The organism is Cognatazoarcus halotolerans, from assembly GCF_009800965.1.
In the GTDB taxonomy this organism is placed as follows: domain Bacteria; phylum Pseudomonadota; class Gammaproteobacteria; order Burkholderiales; family Rhodocyclaceae; genus Cognatazoarcus; species Cognatazoarcus halotolerans.
Window position 1 is genome coordinate 607,558 of sequence record NZ_WUAF01000001.1, and the last position, 25,790, is coordinate 633,347.

The 25,790-nt window shown below is 67.2% G+C and carries 10 protein-coding genes and 1 riboswitch; of the genes, 9 read left to right on the forward strand and 1 reads right to left on the reverse strand.

The genetic code is table 11. From position 1 onward, the window contains the following. Positions 1-74: 74 nt before the first annotated feature. The 9 genes from GQB03_RS02890 to GQB03_RS02930 all read left to right on the forward strand — a co-directional run bounded on the left by GQB03_RS02890 (position 75) and on the right by GQB03_RS02930 (position 24,217). Entirely contained in the window at positions 75-16,400 is a 16,326-nt protein-coding gene (locus tag GQB03_RS02890; RefSeq protein WP_159683934.1) for a leukotoxin LktA family filamentous adhesin, read from the forward strand. Next, positions 16,397-18,100: a ShlB/FhaC/HecB family hemolysin secretion/activation protein gene (locus GQB03_RS02895; RefSeq protein ID WP_159683939.1), complete on the forward strand. Its 1,704-nt coding sequence runs from the start codon at positions 16,397-16,399 to the stop codon at positions 18,098-18,100. The genes GQB03_RS02890 and GQB03_RS02895 overlap by 4 nt, the downstream gene beginning before the upstream one ends. 167 nt (positions 18,101-18,267) lie before the next feature. After that, complete coding sequence (locus GQB03_RS02900) at positions 18,268-18,741, forward strand: tetratricopeptide repeat protein (protein ID WP_159683943.1); 474 nt, start codon at positions 18,268-18,270, stop codon at positions 18,739-18,741. A gap of 89 nt (positions 18,742-18,830) precedes the next feature. Next, a riboswitch (S-adenosyl-L-homocysteine riboswitch) is annotated at positions 18,831-18,929 on the forward strand. A 79-nt stretch (positions 18,930-19,008) separates the two neighbouring features. Continuing rightward, positions 19,009-20,418 (forward strand): adenosylhomocysteinase, encoded by a 1,410-nt coding sequence (gene ahcY, locus GQB03_RS02905; protein WP_159684158.1) that lies wholly within the window; start codon positions 19,009-19,011, stop codon positions 20,416-20,418. Between the two features lie 67 nt (positions 20,419-20,485). Next, positions 20,486-21,142 carry a GNAT family N-acetyltransferase gene (locus GQB03_RS02910; RefSeq protein ID WP_159683946.1) on the forward strand — a complete coding sequence of 219 codons (657 nt, stop codon included), beginning with the start codon at positions 20,486-20,488 and terminating at the stop codon, positions 21,140-21,142. Then, entirely contained in the window at positions 21,139-22,014 is an 876-nt protein-coding gene (locus GQB03_RS02915) for a carbon-nitrogen hydrolase family protein (RefSeq protein WP_159683949.1), read from the forward strand. Before GQB03_RS02910 ends, GQB03_RS02915 begins: the two co-directional genes overlap by 4 nt. Positions 22,015-22,117: 103 nt before the next feature. Further along, complete coding sequence (locus GQB03_RS02920; protein ID WP_200832074.1) at positions 22,118-22,852, forward strand: TlyA family RNA methyltransferase; 735 nt, start codon at positions 22,118-22,120, stop codon at positions 22,850-22,852. Positions 22,853-22,873: 21 nt separating this feature from the next. Next, positions 22,874-23,704, forward strand: a complete 831-nt coding sequence (metF, locus tag GQB03_RS02925; RefSeq protein ID WP_159683958.1) for a methylenetetrahydrofolate reductase [NAD(P)H] — start codon at positions 22,874-22,876, stop codon at positions 23,702-23,704. 138 nt (positions 23,705-23,842) lie between these two features. Next, complete coding sequence (locus GQB03_RS02930; RefSeq protein ID WP_159683962.1) at positions 23,843-24,217, forward strand: TfoX/Sxy family protein; 375 nt, start codon at positions 23,843-23,845, stop codon at positions 24,215-24,217. 6 nt (positions 24,218-24,223) lie between these two features. On the opposite strand, the gene GQB03_RS02935 is transcribed toward GQB03_RS02930, so the two are convergent. Beyond that, positions 24,224-25,750 (reverse strand): class I adenylate-forming enzyme family protein, encoded by a 1,527-nt coding sequence (locus GQB03_RS02935; protein WP_159683965.1) that lies wholly within the window; start codon positions 25,748-25,750, stop codon positions 24,224-24,226. Positions 25,751-25,790: the final 40 nt, after the last annotated feature.

Consider the following 25,790-nt stretch of genomic DNA (forward strand, 5'->3'; position numbering starts at 1 on the left):
CAAAAGTACGGCCCTATTCCTCAGAAGAACCGTGGGCGGCCTACGACCCCGGCATTCGACAAAGAGACGGAATCATGAGCTACGGTGCCCTGGGTTTCCTTCGCCGCCAGTATCTTTGCGTATTGCGGCGTTGCGCCTTCCTCAACGCCTGCGCGGCACCGCTCATGATGATGGCGGCGGCACACGCCGGCCCGGCGCCAATCGTCCCCGACGGCCGGACCGCAACGACCCTCGCCGGCCACGGTACCGTCACCGACATCCATACCACGACGGTCAGGGCAAATACGGCCTTCAACTCATTCAGCCGCTTCAACATCGGCCGCGGCCAGACCGTCAATCTGCACCTGCCCGGCGGCACCTCCAACCTGCTCAACCTGGTGCGCAACGAGCGCAGCACCCTCGACGGCGTGATGAACGCCTACAAGGACGGGCGCATCGGCGGCAACGTGTTCTTCTTCAACCCACACGGCATCGCGGTCGGCGCCGGCGGACAGATCAACGTCGGCAGCCTGTTGCTGGCCACGCCGAGCGCCGGCTTCATGGACAGGCTGATCGACGGCTCGGGCAATATCGAAAACGCCACCGTCGCGGCCGCGCTCGAAGGCCGCATACCGCTCTCGGAATCCGGGCTGATCACGGTCGAGGGCCGCATCCGCGCCGCGCGGGCGGTGAACCTTTCCGCCGCAGGCGTGCGGATCGGAGCGGATGCCGACATCTCTGCCGGCGCCGCGGCGCGCGTCGAGTTTGGCGCAATGGTCAATATCGACGGCCTCGACGGCGCGGCGACGGTGCTCGCCGAAGGCGACACGATACGCATCGTCGGCAGCCAGAACGTGTCGGTGGCCGGCAGGCTCGCAGCCGACGGCAGCAACGGTGCGGCGGCAGGCCGGATCGGCATCGACGCAGGCAAGGACATCACCCTCGCCGACGGTGCTCGCGTGTCGGCCGATGGCCACGGCGCGCGCTCGGACGGCGGCGATGTGCGAATCTTCGCTGGCAATACCGCCAGCCTCGCAGCCGGCGCCGAGGTCTCGGCACGCGGCGGCGAAATCTCGGGCGATGGCGGCCACATCGAATTCTCGGCAGCGCGCACGGTGCGGCTCGAGGGCGGCGCCCTGCGGGCCGGCGCCACCGATGGCAGGCGCGGTGCGGTGCTGATCGATCCCGAAGACATCGAAGTCGTCGGCAAGAACCAGTACACCGATGGCGCCGACTACAGCCTGATCGCCAACGACCGGATCACGGTGGACGAGAACGTCACCATCTCCACCCGCGACCTGAGCGATGTAAATACCGGCAACCACCTCACCGGCGCCTCGCAGGGCGATTCAGGCGATCTTTCGCTGAAGGCCAAGACCATCGAGCTCAAGGCTGGCAGCAGGCTGCTCGCCCATGCCGACAATGGCAAGACCGGCGGCGACGTCAAGGTCGAGGCCAGCGAACTCGACGCGATCGGCGCAAACCGGGACGCCGAAGCCAGCATCAGCGCCACCAAGGCCACGATTACCGGCAAGGACATCCTGATCCGCGCCACCGCCGAGACCTCGGGCCTGACCGAGCTGCTCGAGAACGACCCCGGCCTCAGCGTCGCCGATGCCCAGCGCTGGGTCGACAACGAGCTCGACGATCCGGTCGACGGCGTGGCCGGCCAGTTCTTCACCGTCACCAGCAAGGCCACCGCCAGCACCACCCTGCTCGGGTCCAAGGTCACCGGCAGCGGCGACGTGACCATCTCAAGCCGGGCGGGTGCGCGTACCGGGTTCAGCAAGACGGCGACCGCGACCACCACCATCGGCGACAGCGGCGCCGTGGCGAGCGAGATTCGCGGCCGCAGCGTCACCATCGACTCGTCCGCCAGCACCTCGCTGGTCTACAAGATCCTCGGCACCGCCACCACGCTGCTCGACCAGAGCTGGCTGCCGGATCCGGACGGCGCGCTGATCACCACGCTCGACGACACCTTCTTCGATTTCAGTTCGGTGCCGCTGGTCGCGCTTTCGACCGCCAAGGCCACCACGCTGATCGACGGCGCCACCGCCGTCACCGGCGCCGATACGGTAACGATCAGCTCGCAAGCCGTCTCCGCAGCCAAGCCCACCTTCAGCAGCCCCTTCCTGTTTTCGGCAGCCTGGGGCGAATCGACAGCTGAAGCCCGCACCCGGGTACTCGGAACGAGCAGGATCGTCGCGACCAACGCGCTGTCGATCGAGGCCGCGACCGATACCGAGATCGATGTCAGCGCCTCGGTGAATTCGATCAACAAGCCGGTCGACGCCACCTTCGTGCGCGCCAACACCCACATCACCACCCTCGCCGAAGTCGGCGCCGGCACCCAGACCACCGGCGGCTCGATCAAGGTCGACGCCCGGACCGAGGCCCGGATCAACGCCGCCGCGGATGCCAAGAACACCGGCGGCAGCGGCGTCGGCCTGGCGCTGGCGATCAGCGACAGCAGCTCCGAGACCACCGCCACGCTGGGCGGCACTGCCCAGGCCCTGTCGGGCAAGGTCGAGATCAATGCCAACGCCGACATCGAGGAATCGACCTCGGCCAACGCCGCCACGCTCGGCAACCCGTCCTCGATCTCGGCAAGGATCACCAACTTCAAGGCCGGCATCCAGCGCAACGTGGTCGGCAGCATCCTCGGCGCCACCGGCAAGCTCAAGCCGGCCACCGCCGAGCGCATCACCACCTTCCTCTTCCCCGGCATCAAGGAAGGCAAGTTCAACGCCGCCGGGGCGGTTGCCTGGAGCAATGCCAGCAACATCGCCACCGCCTCGATCTCGCCGCTGGCGGACGTTCGCGCCCAGGGCGACATCTCGGTTACCGCGAAGATCTCGGACCGCCCCGGCTCGAGTGCCGGCGCCAAGACCACCTCCACCGGCTCGGCCATCGGCGGCTCGGTGGCGCGGGGCAACTTCGCCAACACCGCCAATGCGTCGATCGGTAGCGACGCCACCGTCGACGCGCGCGGCGCAACGCTGGTTGACGCCCAGACGGTGGTCCCCTACCCGTGGCAGATCGACTGGACCGACCCGGAGGAAATCCTCGATTTCCTGAAGGGCGGCGTCCTCGACATGTTCCTGTCGACCTACTCGATCAACTCCGCCAAGGGCAAGAGCGGCCTCGGCCTGGCGGTGGGCGTGAACATCTTCGATCTCGCCAACAATGCCAACGCATGGATCGATGAAGGTGCCAGACTGAACACCCGCTTCCTGCCGGTTGCCGGTCTGGCCACCCAGTCGGTCAAGGTCAGCGCCTTGAACGACGTCAGCCTCACCGCGGCTGTCGGTATCCTCTCCAAGAAGTTCCTCGGCACCAGCGGCGGCAAAGCCGCGGTGGGCGGCTCGGCCGACCTGATCAGCATCGACACCAAGGCCAGTGCGACGATCCGTGGCGATGCCGAGGTCAACAGCGCTGGGCTCGACCTGAACGCCAACGACATCCAGCGGCTGGTCAGCGTCACCGAGGCTGGCGGCAGCTCGGATGCGGTCGGCATCGAAGGTGCGGTCTCGATCAACACGCTGACGAACAACTCGCTGGCGGCGATCGATGACGATGCGAAGGTGGATGCCAAGGGCGACGTCACCGTCGACGCTCATGCCGATCTCGAGAGCATCTCGGTGGCCGGCGGCGTGGTCGCCACCAAGGGCCAGGTCGGCATTGGCTTCTCGGTGTCGCTCAACACCATCGCCTCGGACGTCGCCGCCTACATCGGCAACTACGACCCGCTCGGCCTCGACCTCACCGCCGCCACCGGCCACCTGAGCAGCACCGGCGCGGTGAACCTGGTCGCCTATTCGGACATCTCGCAGGGCGCCTACTCGGTGGCCGGTGCGCTGGCCACCAACAGCAAGGCACAGACCGAGATGCCGGCCGGTGCCAACGACACCCAGGACGGCAGCGGCAGCGCCGCGGGTGCGAGCAAGTCAGGCAAGGGCAAGTTCGGCATCGCGGTCTCGGCCGACGTGTCGATCAACGACATCGATGCCGACACCCAGGCCTTCCTCTCCGACGGCGCCAGCGTCACTAAGGCCGACAGCCTCGCCATGAAGGCTACCAACAAACTCGCGGTGAGCGCGCTGTCGGGCGGCGTGACCATCTCGACCCAGCAGAGCGGCAACGGTCTGGCTGGTTCGTATGCGCAGAACTCACTCAAGGGCACCACCGCCGCCTTCGCCGACGACGCGACCGTCAAGCTCTCCGGGGCGTTCGATGCCGACGCCCATGTCACCGGCAAGATCGAGAGCCTGTCCGCCTCGGTGGCCGGCACCAAGGGCAAGCTCGGCGTGGCCGGCTCGGTATCGATCAACGATATCGACAACACCACCCGGACCGGGCTCGACAAGGTGGCGCTCAGCGGGGTGAGCACGGTTGACCTCAAGGCCCTCGACGACTCCACGATCCGCTCGATCGCCGGCGCCATCGCCTTTGGCGGAAAGGCGGGCGTCGGCCTGTCCTTCAGCTGGAACAAGCTCGGCAACGACAGCGAGAGCGCGATCGAGGACAGCGACGTGGATGCCACCGGCGCCATCAAGCTCGACGCCACGACCGACAACAGCATCGACACCATCTCGGCCGCCATTGGCGCGAGCAAGGGCGCCATGGCTGGCGCCGGTGCGGTGACCATCAACACCATCGGCAACAGCACCAGGGCCTGGATCGCCGGCCTGCGCGGTGGCGACGGCGTCGACAGCACCGCCGGCATCGCCCTGCACTCGACCGACAGCTCGCGAATCTTCGGCCTCGCTGGCGCGCTCGGGGCCAGTACCGACAAGGCCGGTGTCGGTGTCTCGTTCGCCTGGAACGATGTCGGCAACACCGTCGATGCCCGCCTCAAGGGCAACACCAATGTCGAGTCCACCGCCGGCGACATCACCGTCAAGTCGGATTCCACCACCCGCATCGAAGCCATCTCCGCCTCGGGCGGCGTCGCCAACAAGGTCGGCGTGGCCGGCTCGGGCTCGGTGGTGCAGGCGAAGAACACGGTCAAGGCCGGCATCGATGCCGGCTCCACCGCGATCGCCGACGGCAACCTCCATGTCGGCGCGGCCGACGATGTCGATCTCTTCAGCCTGGCCGGCAACGTCTCCGGCGGCGGCAAGGTGGCCATCGGCGCGTCGGCCTCGGTGCTGATCACCGACAACACCGTCGAGGCGCGCATCGACGGCAGCGCCACCGGCCGCGGCAAGCGCGGCGAGATGGCGGTACCGACCGGCAGGAAGGACGGTGACGGCACGGTGCTCACCGAAAACACCTCGGGCGTGGCCGCCACCGCCACCTCGCACGAGGACATCCAGACCATCGCCGCCGGCGGCTCGGGCGGCGGCAGCGTCGGCGTGGCCGGCTCGGCCACGGTGACCGATCTCACCGAGACCACCACCGCCGCGATCGGCAGCGCCGCCACCATCAACCCGGCCGGCGACGGCGCCACCACGCAGGACGTGACGGTACGCGCCAGCGACCAAACGAAGCTGCTCGGCGTTGCTGGCGCGGTGGCTTTTGGCGGCCGAGGCGGGGTCGGCGCAGGGGCCGACGTGGGCCTGATCGACAAGACCACCAAGGCCACCGTGGGCGGCAACATCAAGGCCCGGGACACTGTCACCGTCGAGGCACTGAGCAACGAGGACATCACCTCGGTGGCGGCTTCGCTGTCGGCCGGCGGATCGGCCGGCATCGCCGGCTCGGCCTCCGTGTATGTGATGAACATCGCCACCACCGGCGAGATCGCCGACGCCGCCACGGTGAACAGCGACGGCAACGTCATCGTCTCGTCCGACGATGCCAACGAGATGGACATGATCGCCGGCAACGGCGCCTTCGGCGGCACTGCCGGGGTTGGCGCCTCGGCCGCGGTGGCGGTCATCGACAAGACCACTACCGCGCGCGTCGGCAAAGGCGCCACCATCAATGCGCTCGGCACCCGTGCCGGCGTCACCGTGGCAGACGGCAGCTTTGCCACCAGCTATACCGCCAACAGCACCGACGAGGGCGAGATCAGCGCCCCCGCGGCCAGCAATCCCGACGGCAGCGACAGCCAGGCCCTCAGCGGCCAGCGCGTGTCGACCCGCGGCACCACCAGCGGCTTCCAGGGCCTCGCGGTGACCGCCACCAACAAGGACGACGTCGAGACCATCTCGGCCACCGGCTCGGCCGCCGGCACCGCGGCGATCACCATCGCCGGCGATGTGAACGTGATCACCACCCACACCACCGCCGAGATCGCCGACGACGCCCAGGTCAACCAGAGCAACAGCGGCGCGGGTGCCGGCCAGTCGGTGCTGGTCGCCGCCGGCAACGACCATTACCAGATGGGCATCGCCGGCTCGGCCTCCGGTGCCGGCACGGTCGGCATCGGCGCCGGTGCGGACGTGCTGGTGGCAAAGCACACCACCGTCGCCAGGGTCGGCGATTCGGCCGACGTTCGCGCCCGCAAGGACGTCGCCGTGCTGGCCCGCGCCGATGAGGAGATCCTCTCGATCGCGGCCGGACTGGGCGTGGGCGGCACGGTCGGCGTGGCCGGCTCCACCTCGGTGCTGTCGATGACCAACGTCACCAGCGCCACCACCGGCACCGACTCGGTGGTCGATGCCGACGGCAATGTCCGCATCGTCGCCAGCGACGACACCGAGACCGACATCATCGACGGCACCCTGGCGGCTGGCTTCGGCGCCGCCGGCGTGGGTGGCGCGGTCGGAGTCAACCGCATCCAGAAGGACACCACCGCCGGGGTCGGCGCCAATGCCACGGTCAAGGCGCGCGGCAACAACACCGCCGCGATGCAGGCCCTGTCCGGCAACGACCTCGCCGACCGCGACCCGATCACCGGGCTGATGGTCGAAGCAAACAGCTCCGAGGACCTGTTCTCGGTCGCCGCCAGCGGCGCGGGCGGCTTCTACGCCGGCGTCTCGGGTGCGGTCACTATCACCAGCCTCGACTCCGACACCACCGCGGTGATCGGCAGCGGCGCACAGATCAACCAGGGCGTCACCAACGGCAGCGCGACCCAGGACGTGAACGTCAGCGCCAGGAACCACGCCAGGCTCGACGCCTACACCGGCTCGCTGGCACTGGGCGCAGTGGGTGCGGCCGGCGGCGTGGACGTGGGCACGGTCCGCAACGACACCACGGCCACCATCGACGACAGCGCGAAAGTGGCGGCAAAGCGCGACGTGGATGTGAATGCGCTCACCAGCGCCGAGATCGATTCGGTGGTGGTCAGCGCCTCCGGCGGCCTCGGCGCCATCGCCGGCGGCGTGGCGGTGTATTCGGTGGGCAGCGGGCTCGACGCCGAGGGGCGCAGCCGCCTCAAGTCCACCGGCGGCGATTTCGCCGATGTAAACAGTTACGCCGACGACCAGGCCGCCGACGGCAGCGTGAACAGCCTGCTCGCCGGCTCCGACGACGCGCGCATCCGCGACGCGGGCAACCGCTCGCAGAGCGCACGTGCCGGGGTCAGCATCTCCGGCGATCTCGCCAGCGCGGCCTCGACAGGAACCACCGCCAGCATCGGCGACGCGGACGTGAGCAGCGGCGGCGCGGTCGACATCGACGCGCGCCAGGACCTCGACACGACCCTGACCGCCGGCGCTGCGGCGGGTGGCGCGCTGGGCCTCGGCGCCGGCATCGGGGTGCTCAACATCAACGCCGGCACCGCGGCCGACATCGCCGCGCAGGCCGGCATCGACAGCGGCGGCGCGGTATCGGTGCTTGCCCACACCGGGACAACCAGCAATCTCACCGGCTTTGCCGGGTCCTTCGGCGGCGTCGTGCTCGACGCGGCGGTCGCCATCGTCACCGACAAGAGCAGCACCGAAGCCGGCATCGGCGACGGCGTGGTGGTGGACAAGGCCGGCGCGATCACGGTGAGCGCCAGCGACAAGCGCACCGCAAAGAGCAAGGCGCTCGGCGCCAGCGTCGGCTCGGCGGCAGTCGGGGCCTCGGTGGCCGAAGCGACCATCGGCGGCGGCGTGACGGCTTCGGTCGGCGACGGCGCGCGCATCGGCCAGGGCTCCAACACGGTCGGCAGCCTCGCCGTCACGGCCACCTCGGCGAGCCATGCGGACAGCTACGCCATGGCGGCCAAGGCCGGCCTCGGCCTCGCGGCCGGCGGCGCGGCGGCCACCTCGAAAGCAACCCCGACCATCAGCGCCACCCTCGGCGCCACCTCGCGCAGCAAGCTCGACGGGGCCGCCAGCATCGCGGCCGGCGGCAGTGCCGAATCCGCCGCCGAGGCGCTTGGCGTCAACATCAGCGCCGGCGGCGCGGCCGGCGCGTCGGTAGCCCTCGCCACCGCGCAGCCAACGCTCACCGCAAGTGTCGGCAAGGCCGCCGAACTGACCGCGGCGAGCCTCGCGGTGACCGCACGCCAAGCCCTGCCCGGATCGGGCGTGAGCGCCGATGCCCACGCCACCGGCGCCTCGGGCGGCCTGCTGGTCGGCCTCAACGCAACGGTCGCCGAAGCCCACGGCGGCGGTGTCACCACGGCCGCCATCGGCGATCTGGCGACCATCACCACCGGCGGCGCGACCACGGTCGAGGCTGCCGGCACCAGCACCCAGCGCTCGGATGCGAGCGGCCTCTCGCTCGGCATCGTCGCCCTCGGCGCAAACGTCTCCACCGCCGACACCCTGGCGACTACCACCGCGAGCACCGGCGAAAAGGTCAAGCTCCACGCTGCCACGACCACCGTCAAGGCGGCGAGCACGAGCGACAACCTTGCCGAGGCGACCGCCGGCGGCGGCGGAGTGGTCTCGGGGCTGGCCTCGCAGGCCACCACCCGCGACACCAGCACCACCCTCGCGCGCGTCGGCAGCGGCCAGGACGGCAGCAACGAACGGGCCATCGACACCGACACCTTCACCCTCACCGCCGACCATGCAAGCAGCTTCAATGCCCGGGTCGACAGCACCAACGCCTCGGTGGTGGGCGCCAGCGGCGCGATGGCGAGCAATACCGTGACGGCCGTGACTTCCGCGGTGATCGACGACGCTGCCCTGATCAAGGCGGACAGCCTCACGGTGTGGGCGCATAACAGTGCGCTCAAACCCTGGCTCAGTACCCTGGCCTACCCGTGGCTGCCCGGGGTACCGGAGTGGAACGTCAAGTCGGGCTCGGGCGGGCTCTTCGACCTGCCCGCGGCGCGCAGCGACACCGGCATCTCGCAGCGGGCGCTGGTACGCGTGGGCGACGGCGCGAGCATCGTCCAGACCGGCAGCACCGCCAACCCGGGCAAGCTGAGCCTGGGCGCCGAGAACCAGGTCATCGCACGCGACAAGGTCAAGGTGGATTCGGGCGGCGCCATCGCGGTACCCGGCGGCGACTCGAAGATCCGCGCCGACCTGAATACCGCCAGCGTGCAGGTCGGCTACAAGGCCAACGGCGCGGCCGGCGACACGGCAGCGAAGATCGACGGGCTCGGTGACGTGGTCATCGGCACCCGCGCCGAGGGCGACATCTATACCCAGGTGGCGGTCGACACCTACGGCGTGGCCGGCGCCCCGGAGGGCAACGCGCTGTCGCGCTTCACGTCCGCCAACCAGGTTTCGATCGGCAACGCCGCGCTCACCGCCCAGCGCGACATCCTCATCGCCGCAGGCCAGAACACCAGCGGCCAGAACGACCTCGTTGCCGCCACGGCGCGCACCGACCTGTTTAACAACACCTTGATTCCGATCTCCACCAAGCCCGGCGCCGATGCGCGCATCACCACCACCAGCACGATCTCGCTGGGCAGCGACGCGCTGCTGCGTTCGGCGCGCCACACCCAGCTGTTTGCGCAGGAAGGCTCGGCTGACGCCAGCGGCGTAGGCATCGGCAAGGACATCTACCGCGAGGCGCTGGCCTCGGTGGCCAGCGCAATCAGCGAGGCATTCGGCGGCGAGAAGGTGTCCTTCGAGATCCGCGGCGGCTCGAGCGCTGTCAACAAGACATCGTCGGTGGCCATCGACGGAACGGTCGAGGTGGGCATCAACCGCAAGCAGGAACTCGAGATCGGCATCGACGGCACGGTCAGCAAGAAGATCGGCTCGATCGGCATTGCCAACACCCAGGTGCAGAGCGTGGCCGGCGACATCGTCGCGCGCATCGAGACCCTGCAGGACCTGATCCGCCAGTATTCCACCAGCAACGCCAACACCGACGCGGCGCTGGCGGTGGAAGCCTACAAATCGGAGATCCGCTTCCTCGAGCGCAAGCTGGAGGAACTGGGCTTCAAGAGCGGCGGCGCCGATGGCGGTTTCGCCAGCGTGCCGAGCCTGTCCGAGCGCCAGGCCGCGGAACAGGCGGTGAGCGGCATGCAGCAGCTCAAGGCGGACCGTGAGGCCACGATCGCCGACCGCCAGGCGGACAATTCCACGCGGACCAGCCAGAACACCAGTCTCGCCGCTGACAATGTCACCCTGAACGGCGAGATCACCTCGCTCAAAACGACGCGCACGGCCAAGGAGACCGAACGCGCCGGCTACACCACCAGCGACCCCGAATACGCCACGCTCACCACCGAGATCAACAATCTCACCGACCAGATCAACACCAAGCAGAGCACGGTGGACGCAAACAAAGTGACAATCACCACCAACGACTCGGTGATCGCCAGCAACGACACCGAGATCGCCGACCTCACCGGCAAGAACACCAGCCTGCAGGCGCAGATCGACGACGTGCAGGCCGACATCGACAGCGGCAGCCTGTCCACCAGCACCACCGCTGGCCCGAGCGCCACCTTCCTGACCCTCACCGATGCCACCGCCCAGCTCGGCAACATCTACATCCGTGGCGACAGGCTGTCCGGCAGCGGCACGCTCGATGCGCCGGGCGATGCCGAGATCCGCATCACCAACAATGGCCCGAGCTACCTGGTCGTCAACAATTTCGACATCCCGCCCAACGACGGCGGCAAGCTCTACTTCAACGACGCCTCGATCTCGAACAACGCCCAGATCAACGGCATGAACGGCAGCGGCAGCGCCGCCCGCTTCGCCATCACCACCGCCGACACCGCGGTGAGCGGCAGCGACGGCAGCGTGGCCCTGCCCGAGCCGGCGATCATCATCACCAGCAAGTACGACCCGCTCGATCCGTTCTACTCATCGAGAACGCCGGCCGGCGTGGCGGTGCTGGCGCCGGACATCGTGGTCCGCGGCACCATCAGCAACCCGCGCGGGCTGGCAAAGATAGAGAGCGCCGCGGGGAGCATCCGCCTCGAGCAGGATTCGGCGATCCGCGCCAAGACGGTCGACGTGATGACCCGCAACGGCGACTTCGTGCAGAGCTACAGCAACACCTTCAGCCACGTTGCCGGCGAACCGCTCACCTTCGTGCCGGGCGACCCGACGATCCACACCCTCGACCGCATCGACGGCCCCAACGCGCAGGACGGCAAGGGCATCATCGCCAACGGCAGCGTGCTGCTGGCGGCGCGCTATCTCAACATCAACGGCACCGTGCAGAGCGGCATCGTCGAATGGGGCGTGCAGATTCCGGCCACCGCCCAAGTCGAGGTGCCCAGCGGAACAGGCACCGTGGCGCGCAGCTTCGCCGACGCACGCAGCTATTACCAGGGGCTCTCGGATGCCGAGAGGGCGGTCCCCGGTGCCGAATATTTCGCGGTAAGTGGCGCCTCGACCAGCGGCCTGGGCGCCACCACCTGGGGCACGCGCGAACAGGTGGCGGTGAGTTACAACGCCAAGGAAAACCGCCTCGAGCTGGCTGGCGTGCAGGTCCAGGGCGGCTACATCGAGATCTTCGGCCAGGTATTCAATACCAACCGGAACCCCGGCGCGGGTCGCCTGCGAGTGCTCGACGGCTACGGTCAGATCACAGTCGACAACCAGAGCGGCCTCGCCATGGTGGTCAACCTGCTCGACGCCGGCCGCGGCGCGAAGGGCGAGATCAACATCACCGACATCGTCGGCATCGCGCCCAACGGCACCCCGGTGGTGAAGACCACTCACTACACCCGCGACCCCGGCGATGCGCGCACCGGCGAGTACTACGATCCGGTCTCCGGCCTGCGCTACAGCCTCACCAAGGGCACTCGCACCGTCACCGAGGAGAAATACCGCTACTCGCAGAGCGGCTGGTTCGGCATCGAGGCCACCAAGACCACCGCCATCCAGGACCAGTACCGGATCAGCTCGATCAGCAAGTCGAACGACCCGCTCTCCAAGGGCGAATATCTCGGCTCGACCATCCTCCCCAGCGGCACCAACTCGAACACCTATTTCTACAGCACCGACAAGCCGATCTCGCGCGAGCAGGTGACCACCGCCGGACGCAGCTGGAAGGAATGCAACTGGTGGACCCTGTGCGCCAACGCCAAGTACTACGCCGAGTACTACCGCACGGTCACCCAGCGCAACGTGCAGACCTACAGTGTCAAGGCCGACTACCCGATCGCGATCGAGTACATCGGCTTCGATCAGGGCGCGGTCACGGTCAGTTCGAACGCCGACGTGCTCATGAACGGTGCCATTTTCAACCGTGACGGCAACACCTCGGTGAGCAGCAGTGCCGGCGCCATCGGCCAGCTCGGCAGCGCGGCCCTGATCACCGGCAACAGCGTGGCGCTGTCGGCCGCTACCGGCATCGGCAGCGCCACCCAGGCCGTCGACGTGCAACTTGCCGGCGGCAAGCTCGACGCCACCACCGCCAGCGGCGACATCCATCTGCAACAGGCGGTGGGTGACCTGCGCATCGGCACCGTCGGCGGTCGCGGCGCGGGCCTGGTCAGCCTCACTGCCGAGGGCAGCCTGCTCGGCGCCGACGCGACCTCGAGCGTGCAGGGCAGGCGCGTCGAACTGACCGCCACGAATGGCGGCATCGGTGTGCTCGACGGCATTGCCGATACGCCGCTGGTGGTGCGCACCGGCTACAGCAGCGACACCGGCCAATGGCCCGACCTGGGCCTGGCGGCCACCGCGCGCGACAACATCTTCCTGCGCAACCTCGGCGATGCCGGCGCGGCCGCGCTGTTCTCCGGCAACCTGCTGCTGGTGGCGGTGGAATCGCGCGCCGGTGACGTGCGTATCGAAACCAGCGGCACCCTCATCGACAACAACCCCTTCGCGCGCACCGACGAGCGCGCCGTGGATGAGCTCGCCGCGCTGTGGGATTCGCTGCGCCTGCGCGGCAGCCGCGCGGACGACAAGGCCGACGAGCAGGTGGCGAGCTTCGAGGCCGGGGTGACGCAGGACTACCGCACCTACTGGAACCTGCGCAACCGCCAGGCCACGCCCGCCGGCTACGATCCGGGCTATCGCTTCGAACTGAGTGCCGGCGAGCGCCAGCAGTTCGTCAAGCTGGGCTGGAGCACGGCCCAGATCGACGACTATTCGGCCAGCCGTACCGCCGAGTACCACCAGCTCCATGCGCGGCTCTATGGCGACACCCCGGACAGCGTGCTCGGCTTCGTGCCGGATTCCGATGTCGCCACCTTCGCCTACAAGGCCGACGACGCTGAGGAGACCCGGCTGCGCAGCGGCTCGAAGTGGTCCGAATCGCAGCTGCAACTGGCCGTTGCGCCGGGCCTGCTCAAGGAAATCACCGACACCGTCACGCTGATCAAGGCGCCCAACGTCAAGGGCCGCAACGTGACCCTGCTCGCCGGTACCGGCATCGGCTCGACCGATGCGCCGCGCGTGGTAGACCTCTCGGATCTCAATGCCATCAGCCGCGAAGACAAGGCCGCGCTCGCCGCGGCCGAGCGTGGCGATGCGAGCGTTGACCCGACCGACCCCAACAAGATCTTGATCCTGCAACCGCGACCGATCAATCTCGATCTTGCCGAAGCCGGCCGCCTCACCGCGCAAGCCCTTTCGGGACAGATCTATCTGGGCTCGGAAGGCACGCTGCCGATCGGTCTCGTGTCCACACCGGATGGCGAGATCCGCATCAAGACCAGCGGCAGCCTGATGGCCTCGCCGGTGACCGCCGGCGCCACCTCGATCTTCGGCAAATCGCTGATCCTCGAATCGGCCGACGGCGGCATCGGCACGGTCGATTCACCGATGCACATCCGCCTCGCCAGCGGCTCGACGCTCACCGCACGCGCGGCGGGCGACATTCACATCATCGAAGACGGCGGTGACCTCAACGTCGATACGCTCTACTCGCGCCGCGGCATCCGCCTTCAGGCGGCCGGTTCGATCCTCGACGCCTTCGACAGCGACGACACCAACATCCGCGCCCGCTCGCTGATGTTGACTGCGCTGGCGGCGATCGGCGAAGCCTCGAACTATCTCGACATCGGCCTCGACACCCGCCTCGAAGACACGCCGGACGACGAGCCGGACAGCTGGCTGTTCTTGAGTTCCGGTACCGGTACCTTCATCCGCAGCGCCAGCCAGCCGCTGGTCGCCCGGGCGGTCGACGCCGGCACCGAAGCACGCTTGCAAGGCGGCGCGGGCATCACAGTCGATGGCGCAGTCACCAGCACCACCGGCATCGACATTGCCACCGGCGGCACGCTTGCGCTGAGCAGCCGCGGATCGCTGGCACCGAGCGCCGGGCCGGTCGCCTTGTCCGGCGATCGCATCGTCACAGAAACCGGCAGCCGGATCGAGCCGGGCAATGGTCGCCTCGACCTCGTTGCCGGCAGCGGCGGGGCCGAACTCAGCGGGCGCATCGACATTGCCGCACCCTCGACCGTTAATGTACTGGGCACGCTGACACTGGGCGCCACCGGACAATTCATCAGCCAGGATGTACCGGTCAGCATGAAGGCCGGCAGCATCGTGCTCGAAGGTGGCACCCGGGTCGACGCCGGAACCGCGACGATTGCCCTCGAAGCCGCGAACGGCAACATCGAGAGCCACTCGGACGACGGCAGCACCGCGACCCTCGGCGGCGGCAATGTCAGCCTCGACGCCAGCCAGGACGTGCTGCTCGGCGGGCCGGTCGCGATCGATCGAAGTGCGGTGACGATCAGCGCCGGCCGCGACCTCCGGGCCGACAGCGCGCTTACCGTCAGCGACGATGCAAGCCTCGTTGCCGGCCACAACATGCAGCTCGACGGCACCATCGACAGCGACGGCAACATCACGGCCAGGGCCGAAGAGGCGCTCGCCAGCGGCGGAACAACACGCTCGGGCGCCGACATCAGCCTGTCGGCGGGTACCGCGGTCGCCCTTGATGGCGCGATCAATGCCGGCGCGGACCTGGCGGTCGAATCAGGCACCTCGACCACCCTCGCCGGCGCCATTGCCGCCGCGCGCGGCAGCAAACTCCTGGCCGGCTCAGACATTGCGCTCACCGGCGGCAGTCTCGCTTCGGGCGGCGATGCCGAACTCACCGCAGGCCGGGATCTCCTCGCCGACGCCGACTCGCGCATCGACACTGGCGGCGACCTGAAGCTCTCTGCTGGCCGCGACATGAGACTTGACGGCGCGATCGACACCGGCAGCACGACCACCATCGATGCCGCCCGTGATTTCGCGAACGGCGGCCGGCTCGCGGGTGCCGGCGACATCACCGTCACCGCCGGCACGGATATCGAACTTGGCGGAACGCTCACCGGCGGCGCGAGGCTCGACGTCGCGTCATCCGGCACCACGCGCGTCCCGGGAGTCATCACGGCGGCGGACGACGCGACGCTGGCCGCCGCTGACGACATTGCCTTTGCGGGCGGTTCGCTGACAGCACCGAGGGTCAGGATCATCGCGGGCACCGACGGCAGCGGCAACGTGGCCGGCAGCATTCTGGCCGGTCCGGACATCGTCGCCGCCGAGTCAGCCTTCATCACCGCACCCGGGGTGATCGGCCTGGGCGCCCCGCTCGAGGTGCTCACCCCCAGGCTCGACCTCGAGGCGAACGGGATCGATGTCGCTGCAGCGCCGGTCGATGCGACCGACGCGCTCGAGGTGACGGCCACCGGGGTGGGCGGCAGCGATGCCGCCTCGGTGAAGCTCGCGCTCTCCAGCGAGAACACGGTGCGCATCGGCCGACTCTACGCCACCGCCAGCTCGGTCAGCGCCGACACGCCGAACTTCAAGGTGGTGGACGGCCGGGTCGGCGACTATGCCACCTTCTACACGCCGGACTACAGCGTGCACATCGACCGCCTCGACCGGCGCGTCAAGCCCGGTTTCGACGCGCGCGGCTTCACCCTCAGCGGTAACTACGATCTCGACGTGACCCCCGACGCGGCCCACATCGGTGCCTTCCTGATCCACGCCAACCCCCGCAAGGTGGTGTTTAGCACGCCGGGCGGTAACGCGAGCACCACCACCGAGAACGTCCTCGCCTCGCAGAACAGCCAGGGCAGGAAGGATCTCGACCTGCGTGCAAATGCAGCCCGGGCCGCTCAGGAACCCCCCGGGGAAGCCGGCCTGGTATCGATCGGTGGCGGACTTTTCGACTGTAACGGCCGCAGTGGTTGCGACGACAGCGGCGCGCAATGAGCACCGCACCTACCAGGGAGAAGACCTTGCACCTGTGCAACTCGATAACCCGCGCGGCCGTGCTTGCCGCCACCCTGCTCTCATCGCACGCGGTCGTCGCGCAGACCAGAACCGACCCCGGAGCGATCCTGCAGCAACAGCAGGAAAACCTCGAACGTCGCCAGCGCGAAGAGCGTCTGCAACAGGTACCGCAAGCGCCTCGGATATCCACGCCCAGCCCCGGCGACGGCGCCGCGGCCTCGACCGAAAAGAACATCCGCGTAGAGCGTTTCGCCATCGATCGCTCCGAGATTCTGCCGGCCGCCGAGATCGATGCGATCCTCACTCCGCTGCAGGGCACGGTGGTGAGTCTGCAGGATCTGTTCGACGCCGTCGCCGCGATCAATCGCCTGTATGACGCGCGCCACCAGCCCACCGCGCGGGCGATCCTGCCGCCGCAGACGGTCAGCGACGGAACGGTACGCATCCGGCTCGTCGAGGCAAGAATCGGCGAACTGCGGGTCGGCGGCACCACCTGGCTGCGCGACGACTTCATCCCCCGCCGGCTCAATCTCAAGCCGGGCCAGCTGATGTCGGTACCGCGGCTCGAGGCGGACCTGATCCGCTTCAACCGGCTGCACGAGACCCAGCTGCGGGCGGGCATCGTCGCGGGCAAGCAGTTCGGCACCACCGACGTCGAGATCACCGCGGTCGAACCGCCGCGCCAGAGCTACACGCTGTTTGCCGACAACGCGGGCCGCGACACCATCGGCGAGGGCCGCCTCGGGCTGATCGCGCGCTACACCAATCCCTTCGGCGTCGACGACAGCCTGCAGGTGCTGGGCACCGCCACCGAGGGATCGAAGAACGTCTCGCTCGCCTACTCGGCCGCCGTCTCGCGCAGCGACCTGCGCATGGACGCCTCGCTCAGCGTCGGCACCGTGAAAGTCATCGCCGGCACCTTCGCCCCGCTCGACATCACCGGCGAGTCGCGCGACTTCAGCCTTGGCCTGAGCAAGCCGCTGGAGGTCAGCCTCGAGCGCCTGTGGAAAATCTACGGCCGCTGGTCGATGCGCGATTCGCGCAGCGAGTTCGGCGGATTCCAGCAAAGCGACCTCGACCTGCGCCTGATCACCCTCGGCGTGAGCGGCGAAGCCCGTAACGAACGACGCGCCTGGTACACCGATCACGCGATCGCGGCGGGCATCCCCTATCTCGGCGGCGAACAGAGCTTCGCCTACTACCGCGGCAGCGGCACGCGCTTCGACCGTCTGTCGGAACGCCTGCAGCTGGTTCTGCGCGGTGGCCTGCAGTTCTCCGACACCCGTTTTCTGCCTGCCAGCGAGCAGTTCCAGATCGGCGGCGCCTACACCGTCCGCGGCTTCTCGGAGGGCCTGCTATCGGGCCGGAGCGGCTATTTCGGCAGTGTCGAACTGCGCCTCGCCCAGACAATCGCCCCCCAAACCAGGGAAGGCGTGAACGGCACCACCTTGCAATGGGTCGCCTTCATCGACCATGGCGGCGCGCTACCCTACCGGCAGGGCATCCTCAAGGAAGTAAGCAAGGACGACTTTCTCACCAGCGCCGGCGTCGGCATGCTGTTCGAGCTGGGCAAGCGGTTGAGCGGGCGCCTGAGTCTGGCGCAACCGATCCACGGCAATCCTGCCGAGGTGCGCGATCGCCGGCCACGTGCCCACTTTTCGCTGAGCATCGCACTATAGCCTTGTCTCCAGCGCAGCCGGGGGCCTTCCCGTGCATCGCGCTATAGCCTTGTCTCCAGCGCAGCCCGGGGGCGTTCCCGTGCGCGCCCGGTGCGGCTCGGGCAGCTGCGCCGGCTGGACGAATTCCGGCAAAATGCCGGCATCGCCATCCGCGCAGATACAAGCTCATGAAAGAAACCGCAGCAGAAATGCTCGCCCGCGCCGACGCATCGATCGCGCGCGACGACCACATCACCGCACTTCAGGTCCTCAAGGCGGCGGCGGAACAGCACCCCGACGACGCCCTGCTGGCCTATCGGCTGGGCACCGAATATGCGCACATTGAGCTGTTCGAACCCGCAATCTCGCGCATGTCGCACGCCATCGCCCGAGCGCCCGCGCTGCACATCGCGCGCTTTCATCTGGGTCTGCTGCAGGCAATGGGCGGTGACTATGCCGCCGCGCTGGCCAGCTGGGCACCGCTCGAAGCGCTGCCCAGCGAACACGCACTGCATCTGTTCAAGCGCGCCTTCGAAGTGCTTGCCGAAGATCGCCTCGAACCGGCGCGGCAGCTCCTTGAGCGGGGGCTCGCGGCAAGTGGCAGCACACCACTGATCGACCGCGAAATGCGGCGGCTGCTGAACAGCATCCCGTCCGCCTGAACGCCCCCGGAAGCGGTACTTTTACGCAGTCGTGCAGCTGTCGCGGGGCGGGACTCAACAAATTCGCCGAGCGACAGCTATAATCTCGCCTTTCCGAGGAGCGCTGCGAGAGTCGATCGAACGCGATCCGCCTCCCAGGCTCGGAAACCGCCTATCCGGCGGTCAGGATTCAACGGCGCTCGCGACATCAACCCGTGCCGGGCACGGGAGGTGCGTGAGCATAAGCCCGTCCTCCCCCCGGCCTCAGCAATGAACAAGGAGTTCATGATGAACGCTGCGGCTGACTTCCAAGACTATGTAATCGCCGACCTCTCGCTGGCCGACTGGGGACGCAAGGAAATGCGCATTGCCGAGACCGAGATGCCCGGTCTCATGGCGATCCGCGAAGAATATGCGGCAAGCAAGCCGCTGCAGGGCGCCCGCATCACCGGCTCGCTGCACATGACGATCCAGACCGCGGTGCTGATCGAGACGCTGACCGCGCTCGGCGCCGAGGTGCGCTGGGCCTCGTGCAACATCTTCTCGACCCAGGATCACGCAGCGGCCGCGATCGCCGCCGCCGGCATCCCGGTGTTCGCGGTAAAGGGCGAATCGCTGGCGGACTACTGGGACTACACCCATCGCATCTTCGAGTGGGCCGACGGCGGCTACTCCAACATGATTCTCGATGACGGCGGCGACGCCACCCTGCTGCTGCACCTGGGCGCGCGCGCCGAGAAAGACCTCTCGGTGCTGGCCAAGCCGGGCAGCGAGGAGGAAACCATTCTCTTCGCAGCGATCAGGGCGAAGCTGGCAACCGACCCCACCTGGTACTCCACCCGCCTCGGCCAGATCAAGGGCGTGACCGAAGAGACCACCACCGGCGTTCATCGTCTCTACCAGATGCATGCGCGCGGCGATCTCCGCTTCCCGGCAATCAACGTCAACGATTCGGTCACCAAGAGCAAATTCGACAACCTCTACGGCTGCCGCGAGTCCCTCGTAGACGGCATCAAGCGCGCGACCGACGTGATGGTCGCCGGCAAGGTTGCCGTGGTCGCCGGCTACGGCGATGTCGGCAAGGGCTCGGCGCAAGCACTGCGGGCACTTTCGGCACAGGTATGGGTCACCGAGATCGATCCGATCTGCGCGCTGCAGGCTGCGATGGAAGGCTATCGCGTAGTCACCATGGAATACGCCGCCGACAAGGCCGACATCTTCGTCACCACCACCGGCAACTTCCATGTCATCACCCACGACCACATGGCGGCGATGAAGGACCAGGCGATCGTCTGCAACATCGGCCACTTCGACAACGAGATCGACGTCGCCTCGATCGAGAAGTACGAATGGGAAGAGATCAAGCCGCAGGTCGATCACGTGATCTTCCCCGACGGCAAGCGGATCATCTTGCTGGCCAAGGGCCGGCTGGTCAATCTGGGATGCGCCACCGGCCACCCCAGTTACGTGATGTCGAGCTCTTTCGCCAACCAGACGATCGCGCAGATCGAACTGTTCACCCGCGGCGCGGACTATCCTGTAGGTGTGTACACCCTGCCGAAGCACCTCGACGAAAAAGTGGCCCGCCTGCAGCTTCGCAAGCTCAACGTGCACCTGACGGAGCTGACCGACGAACAGGCCGCGTACATCGGAGTGCCAAAGGAAGGGCCTTACAAAGCGGATCACTACCGCTACTGACCGGACCGTGGCAAGGCGGGCCGCACCTCGCGGCGGCCCGCCGATCGGCCGGAAAAGGAGACAGAGCATGAAGCGCCCCTGGGTGCGCCATACGCGAGCAGAGGACATTGCGAATCTGATCGCCCTTCAGGCGCGTGTCTATCCTTCGATCCCCCCCTGGAATCCACGAAGGCTGCAGGAGCAACTCGAGGTCTTTCCACAGGGTCAGATCGTTGCCGAGAACGAGGACGGCCTGGTCGGCTGCGCGAGCTCGCTCATCGTCCTGTGGGACGATTGGGCCGAAGCGCACAGCTGGAAGGAGATCACCGGCGCCGGCACCTTCGACAACCACAACCTCGAGGGACGCACACTCTATGGCGCAGAGATCTTCGTCGACCCGAATCTCCAGGGACAAGGCGTCGGCCACCTGCTGTACGAAGGGCGGCGAACCCTGTGCAGGGTCATGAACCTCAAGCGCATCATCGCCTGCGGCCGCCTGCCGGGATACGACGCCTATGCCTCCCAGATGAGTGCCGAGCTGTATGCCCAGAAAGTGGTCTGGGGCGACCTCACCGATCCGGTATTGAACTTCCAGCTCAAGGAAGGTTTCAGTTATTGCGGGGTGATGGAAGGCTACATCCCCGAGGATCACGACTCCCGCGGCAATGCGTCGCTCATCGTGTGGCTGAACCCGGAGTACGATCCGGCACGGCCCACGACCATCCCGGAGAACATCGTCCTATGATCGTCCGAATTGCTGCCGTGCAGTATCTGCTGCGCCAGATCCATGACTGGTCGGGCTTCGAGAACCAGGTCCGCTTCATCATGAAGGCTGCGGGCGACTACAAGCCGCAGTTCGTGCTGCTGCCGGAGATATTCACCAGCCAGCTGCTGTCCTTCATGGACACCACCGATGTCCGTGACGCGGTGCGCAACATGCACGACTACACTCGTCGCTACAAGGATCTGATGCAGGAACTGGCGGCTCAGTGGAACGTGCATTTGATCGGCGGCAGCCATCCCACGCTGCAGGACGACGGGCGGCTGCTCAACACCGCCTATTACTTCACCCCCGGCGGCGAGATCTTCGAGCAGGACAAGATTCATCGCACCCGCTGGGAACGCGAGAAGTGGAACACCGATGCGGGCGATCAGCTGCGCCTGTTCGATACGCCCTTCGGCAAGATCGCGATCCTCATCTGCTACGACATCGAGTTTCCGGAACTGGCCCGCATGGTCTGCGAGGCCGGCGCGGACATCCTCTTCGTGCCATCCTGCACCGACGACCGCCAGGGTTTCCTGCGGGTACGCTACTGCTGCCACGCGCGGGCCATCGAGAACCAGGTCTTCGTGGTCATGACCAGCACGGTCGGCAACCTCCCGGTGGAAGGTCTCGGCCTCCACTACGGCCAGGCGAGCATCATTACGCCATCCGATTTCCCGTTTGCGCGCGACGGCATCGCCGCCGAGGGCACACCGAACATCGAGCAGATCGTGGTCGCCGAAGTCGACCTCAAGGACCTCGAAAGCAACCGTCTCAGCGGTACCACGATCCCGCTCTACGACAAGCGCAAAGACGTCTACGCCCATCCGGTCGAAGTCGTGAAGGTCAGCTGAGTCCGTGAAATCCTTCCATCGCAGAACCGCCCGCCGGGCGCCGGAGCCGCCCCCCCGTGAGCTCACGCCGGTGAATCGGCACGGGGGGGCGCGGATTGACAGCATGCTGGTGTCGCGGGGGCTGGCCCCTTCGCGTACCGCGGCCCAGCGGATGATCTCGGCCGGCAGGGTACGGGCCGATGGCGGACAGGTCACGAAAGCCTCCCTGGAGGTCGCCGACAGCGCCGAACTGGAAGTCGTCGCCGATGACGAGGATCGTTTCGTCTCGCGCGGCGGCCTCAAGCTCGCTGGCGCACTGACGCACACCGGCCTGGACGTCACGGGCATGCGATGTCTCGACGTCGGTCAATCGACCGGCGGCTTCAGCGACTGCCTGCTGCAGGCGGGCGCCGCCGAGGTCATCGGCATCGATGTCGGCCACGACCAGCTTCACCCGCGGCTTCGCGCGGAGCCGCGACTGCGTTGCCTCGAAGGCATCAACGCCCGCAATCTGTCTGCGCAGGATCTCGGCGCAGCGCTGCCCAAGGGTGGCTTCGAACTCGTCACCTGCGACGCGAGCTTCATCTCGCTCGGCTTGCTGATGCCCCGATGGCCCGGCTTGCTCTCGTCTTCCGGCCGCGTTCTGGCACTGGTAAAGCCACAGTTCGAGGTCGGCCCCAAGGGACTCGGCAAGGGTGGCATCGTGCGCGACGAGCGCCTCTTCGAGGCGGTACGGACGAACCTCTGCTCGGCAGCGGAATCGGCCGGCCTCGACGTACTGGACTATTTCGACAGCCCGATTACCGGTGGTGACGGCAATCGAGAATTTTTCATCTTCGCCGCCCGCAAGGCCGGCTGATCAAAAAGACACGACAAGCAAATGCGCAAAACCAATTTCTCGATCGAATTCTTCCCACCCCAAACGCCCGAAGGCATGGAAAAGCTGCGTGCCACGCGCGCCCAGCTCGCCCGGCTCCAGCCCGAATTCTTTTCCGTGACATATGGTGCCGGCTGCTCGACCCAGGAGCGTACCTTCGAGACGGTATTCGAGATCCAGCGAGAAGGGCTCGAGGCCGCACCACATCTGTCCTGCGTCGGCTCGTCACGAAGCCAGATCCGCGACATCCTCAACCGCTACAGGGAAGCGGGCATCGGCCGCATCGTCGCGCTGCGCGGCGACCTGCCATCGGGTGTCGTCGATCCGGGCGAGTTGCGCTACGCCAACGAACTGGTCGAGTTCATCCGCGCCGAAACCGGTGATCACTTCCACATCGAAGTGGCGGCCTATCCGGAATACCATCCCCAGGCGCGCTCCCCGCAAGATGACCTGCGGGCCTTCAAGCGCAAGGTCGATGCCGGTGCGGACTCCGCCATCACCCAGTATTTCTACAACACCGACGCCTACCTGCATTTCCGTGACGAGTGCGACGCGCTGGGCATCGTCATCCCGGTGGTCCCGGGCATCATGCCGATCGTGAGCTTCTCGAAACTGGCACGCTTCTCCGACGCCTGCGGTGCCGAGATCCCGCGCTGGATGCGCCGCAAGTTCGAAGGCTTCGGTGACGACACCGCCTCGATCAAGGCTTTCGGACTCGACGTGGTAACCGACCTGTGCGAGAGCCTGATCGCCGAGGGGGCGCCCGGCCTGCACTTCTATTGCATGAATCAGGCCGGCCCTGTCAGCACCATAGTGCAGCGACTTGGCCTGTAATCGGGACAGCCACAGATGAGGAAAGCGGTGCCGTATCAGCTTCCGCCGGCAACGCGCCTCGGAAGACTTCGGCAGCCCAGGCTGCCGATGCCGCACCAGGCGCCCTTGCCCGGCGTGTTGGCGGGACCCTGACCGGCGATGTCGCGCAAACCGCCTCCTGAGATAGTCAGCCATGCGCTTGAACTGTTCGCTCCGCTCGGCACGCTGCGCGTGAAGCCGATGTTCGGAGGCTGGGGGTTCTATGCTGACGAGCTGTTCTTTGCGCTGGTGGCCTGGGACACCCTCTACCTCAAGGCCGACGCACAAAGTCAGCAGGACTTCGAGGAAGCAGGCAGCCAACCTTTCCGCTATACCCAGCCAGGGGGCAAGGAATTCACGATGGGCTACTGGACGGCACCCGACGCAGCGCTGGACAGCCCCGCGGCGATGCTCCCGTGGGCCCGCGCAGCACTCGCCTGCGCGCTTCGCAATCGCAAGCCGCCACGCAGGGCGGGCGGCGAACCGGTGACATAGGGGCCGTTAAGCGCTCAATTCCCGCCCGGCCCAGAAGCGCGCACGCAACTCGCGCCTGAGGATCTTGCCGGCCGCATTGCGCGGAAACGCTTCCACTACATCGACCCTGCTGACGCGCTGATAGCGCGCCCCGACACGCTGGTTGACCCAGTCCCGCAGCTCTTCCGGATCGAGCGTCCGGCCTTTCTTGAGTGTCGCGGCAAGCGCTGGCGTCTCACCCCATTTCGCGTCGGGAACCCCGAATACCGCCACTTCGAGCACCGAGGGATGCTGGACCGCCACCTCTTCGATGTCGCGCGGATAGACTTTCACGCCGCCGGAATCGATCATGTCCTTCTTGCGATCGGCAAGAAACAGATACCCGTCGGCATCAACCCATCCGAGATCACCCGTGTGCAGCCAGCCGTCCCGCAGCGCATCGGCGGTCAGATCCGGGCGACGGTAGTAACCGGGCATGAGAATCGGGCCACGGCCAACGATCTCGCCAATCTCGCCGACGGTCGCTTCGCTGCCGTCATCACGCAGGATCTTCATGTCGAAGAATGGCGGCGGCACCCCCACCGAACCACGCTTCACCAGCGCATCGTCCCGATCGAGTATGGTCACGAAGCCCTCGGTGAGACCGTAGAGTTCGTGGAAGATACCGGGCAATGCGACCTCGAGCCGATTCTTGTACGCGACGGACAGTGGGGCGCCGAGAGACACGATTGCCTCGAGGGAGCGCAGCCGGGACGGGTCGAAGTTGGGTGCATTGAGCATGGCGATGATCTGCGTGGGGACCATCATCGTATGCGTGACCTGCTCAGCATCGATCAGGTCGATCATCGCCTCGGCATCGAACTGCCTTGTCAGCACGTACCGGGCGCCCACCGCAAGCGCAGGCATCAGGGTCACGAACGCACCGTTGAAGACGATCGCCCCGGTTTGCAGCACCACCGACTCGGGCCCCATGCGCCAGGCGCTCGCAAACAGGTTGCCGTAATGAGCACGGATTCTGTGGGTGTGAACGATGCCTTTCGGCAGCCCCGTGGTGCCGCTGGTGTACATGATGTTGAAGACATCGTCGGGTTCGATCTCTGCGACGGGATCGTGATCAGGCTGGCCGGAGACGAAACGCGCATAGCTGCAGCACGCATCTGCGAGCGCATCGGTCAGCACACATGCGCGAATCGAACGCACGGCGGACTTCACTTCGAGGAATGCGCCGGCCGTCTGCCGGCAGGCAAGGACCACGGTCGGAGCGGCGTCCTGCAGCAGCGACTGCAGGCCGCTCGCGGCCAGCAGCGGCGACAATGGCACCACCACCGCACCAAGTTTTGCGCAGGCCCAATAGACATCGAGCAACTCGATGCAGTTGGGCAGTATGGTGGCAACGCGGTCGCCCTTCCCGACACCGGACGCAACGAGCGCGTGAGCCAGCCGGTTGATCCGCCTGTTGAACTCCCGCCAGCCAAGCCGTTGGTCCCGGTACACCACCGCGGTGCGATCCGGGTAATAGCGTGCGTGCCGCGACACGAGTCCTGAAATCTGCATCCTGCCTCCCCTCCGATACCACGACCGTTGTATCGATCTG

Coding starts and splice junctions, on each gene's coding strand:
- GQB03_RS02890 (WP_159683934.1), top strand. CDS start 75: ATGAGCTACGGTGCCCTGGGTTTCCTTCGCCGCCAGTATCTTTGCGTA.
- GQB03_RS02895 (WP_159683939.1), top strand. CDS start 16,397: ATGAGCACCGCACCTACCAGGGAGAAGACCTTGCACCTGTGCAACTCG.
- GQB03_RS02900 (WP_159683943.1), top strand. CDS start 18,268: ATGAAAGAAACCGCAGCAGAAATGCTCGCCCGCGCCGACGCATCGATC.
- ahcY (WP_159684158.1), top strand. CDS start 19,009: ATGAACGCTGCGGCTGACTTCCAAGACTATGTAATCGCCGACCTCTCG.
- GQB03_RS02910 (WP_159683946.1), top strand. CDS start 20,486: ATGAAGCGCCCCTGGGTGCGCCATACGCGAGCAGAGGACATTGCGAAT.
- GQB03_RS02915 (WP_159683949.1), top strand. CDS start 21,139: ATGATCGTCCGAATTGCTGCCGTGCAGTATCTGCTGCGCCAGATCCAT.
- GQB03_RS02920 (WP_200832074.1), top strand. CDS start 22,118: ATGCTGGTGTCGCGGGGGCTGGCCCCTTCGCGTACCGCGGCCCAGCGG.
- metF (WP_159683958.1), top strand. CDS start 22,874: ATGCGCAAAACCAATTTCTCGATCGAATTCTTCCCACCCCAAACGCCC.
- GQB03_RS02930 (WP_159683962.1), top strand. CDS start 23,843: ATGTCGCGCAAACCGCCTCCTGAGATAGTCAGCCATGCGCTTGAACTG.
- GQB03_RS02935 (WP_159683965.1), bottom strand. CDS start 25,750: ATGCAGATTTCAGGACTCGTGTCGCGGCACGCACGCTATTACCCGGAT.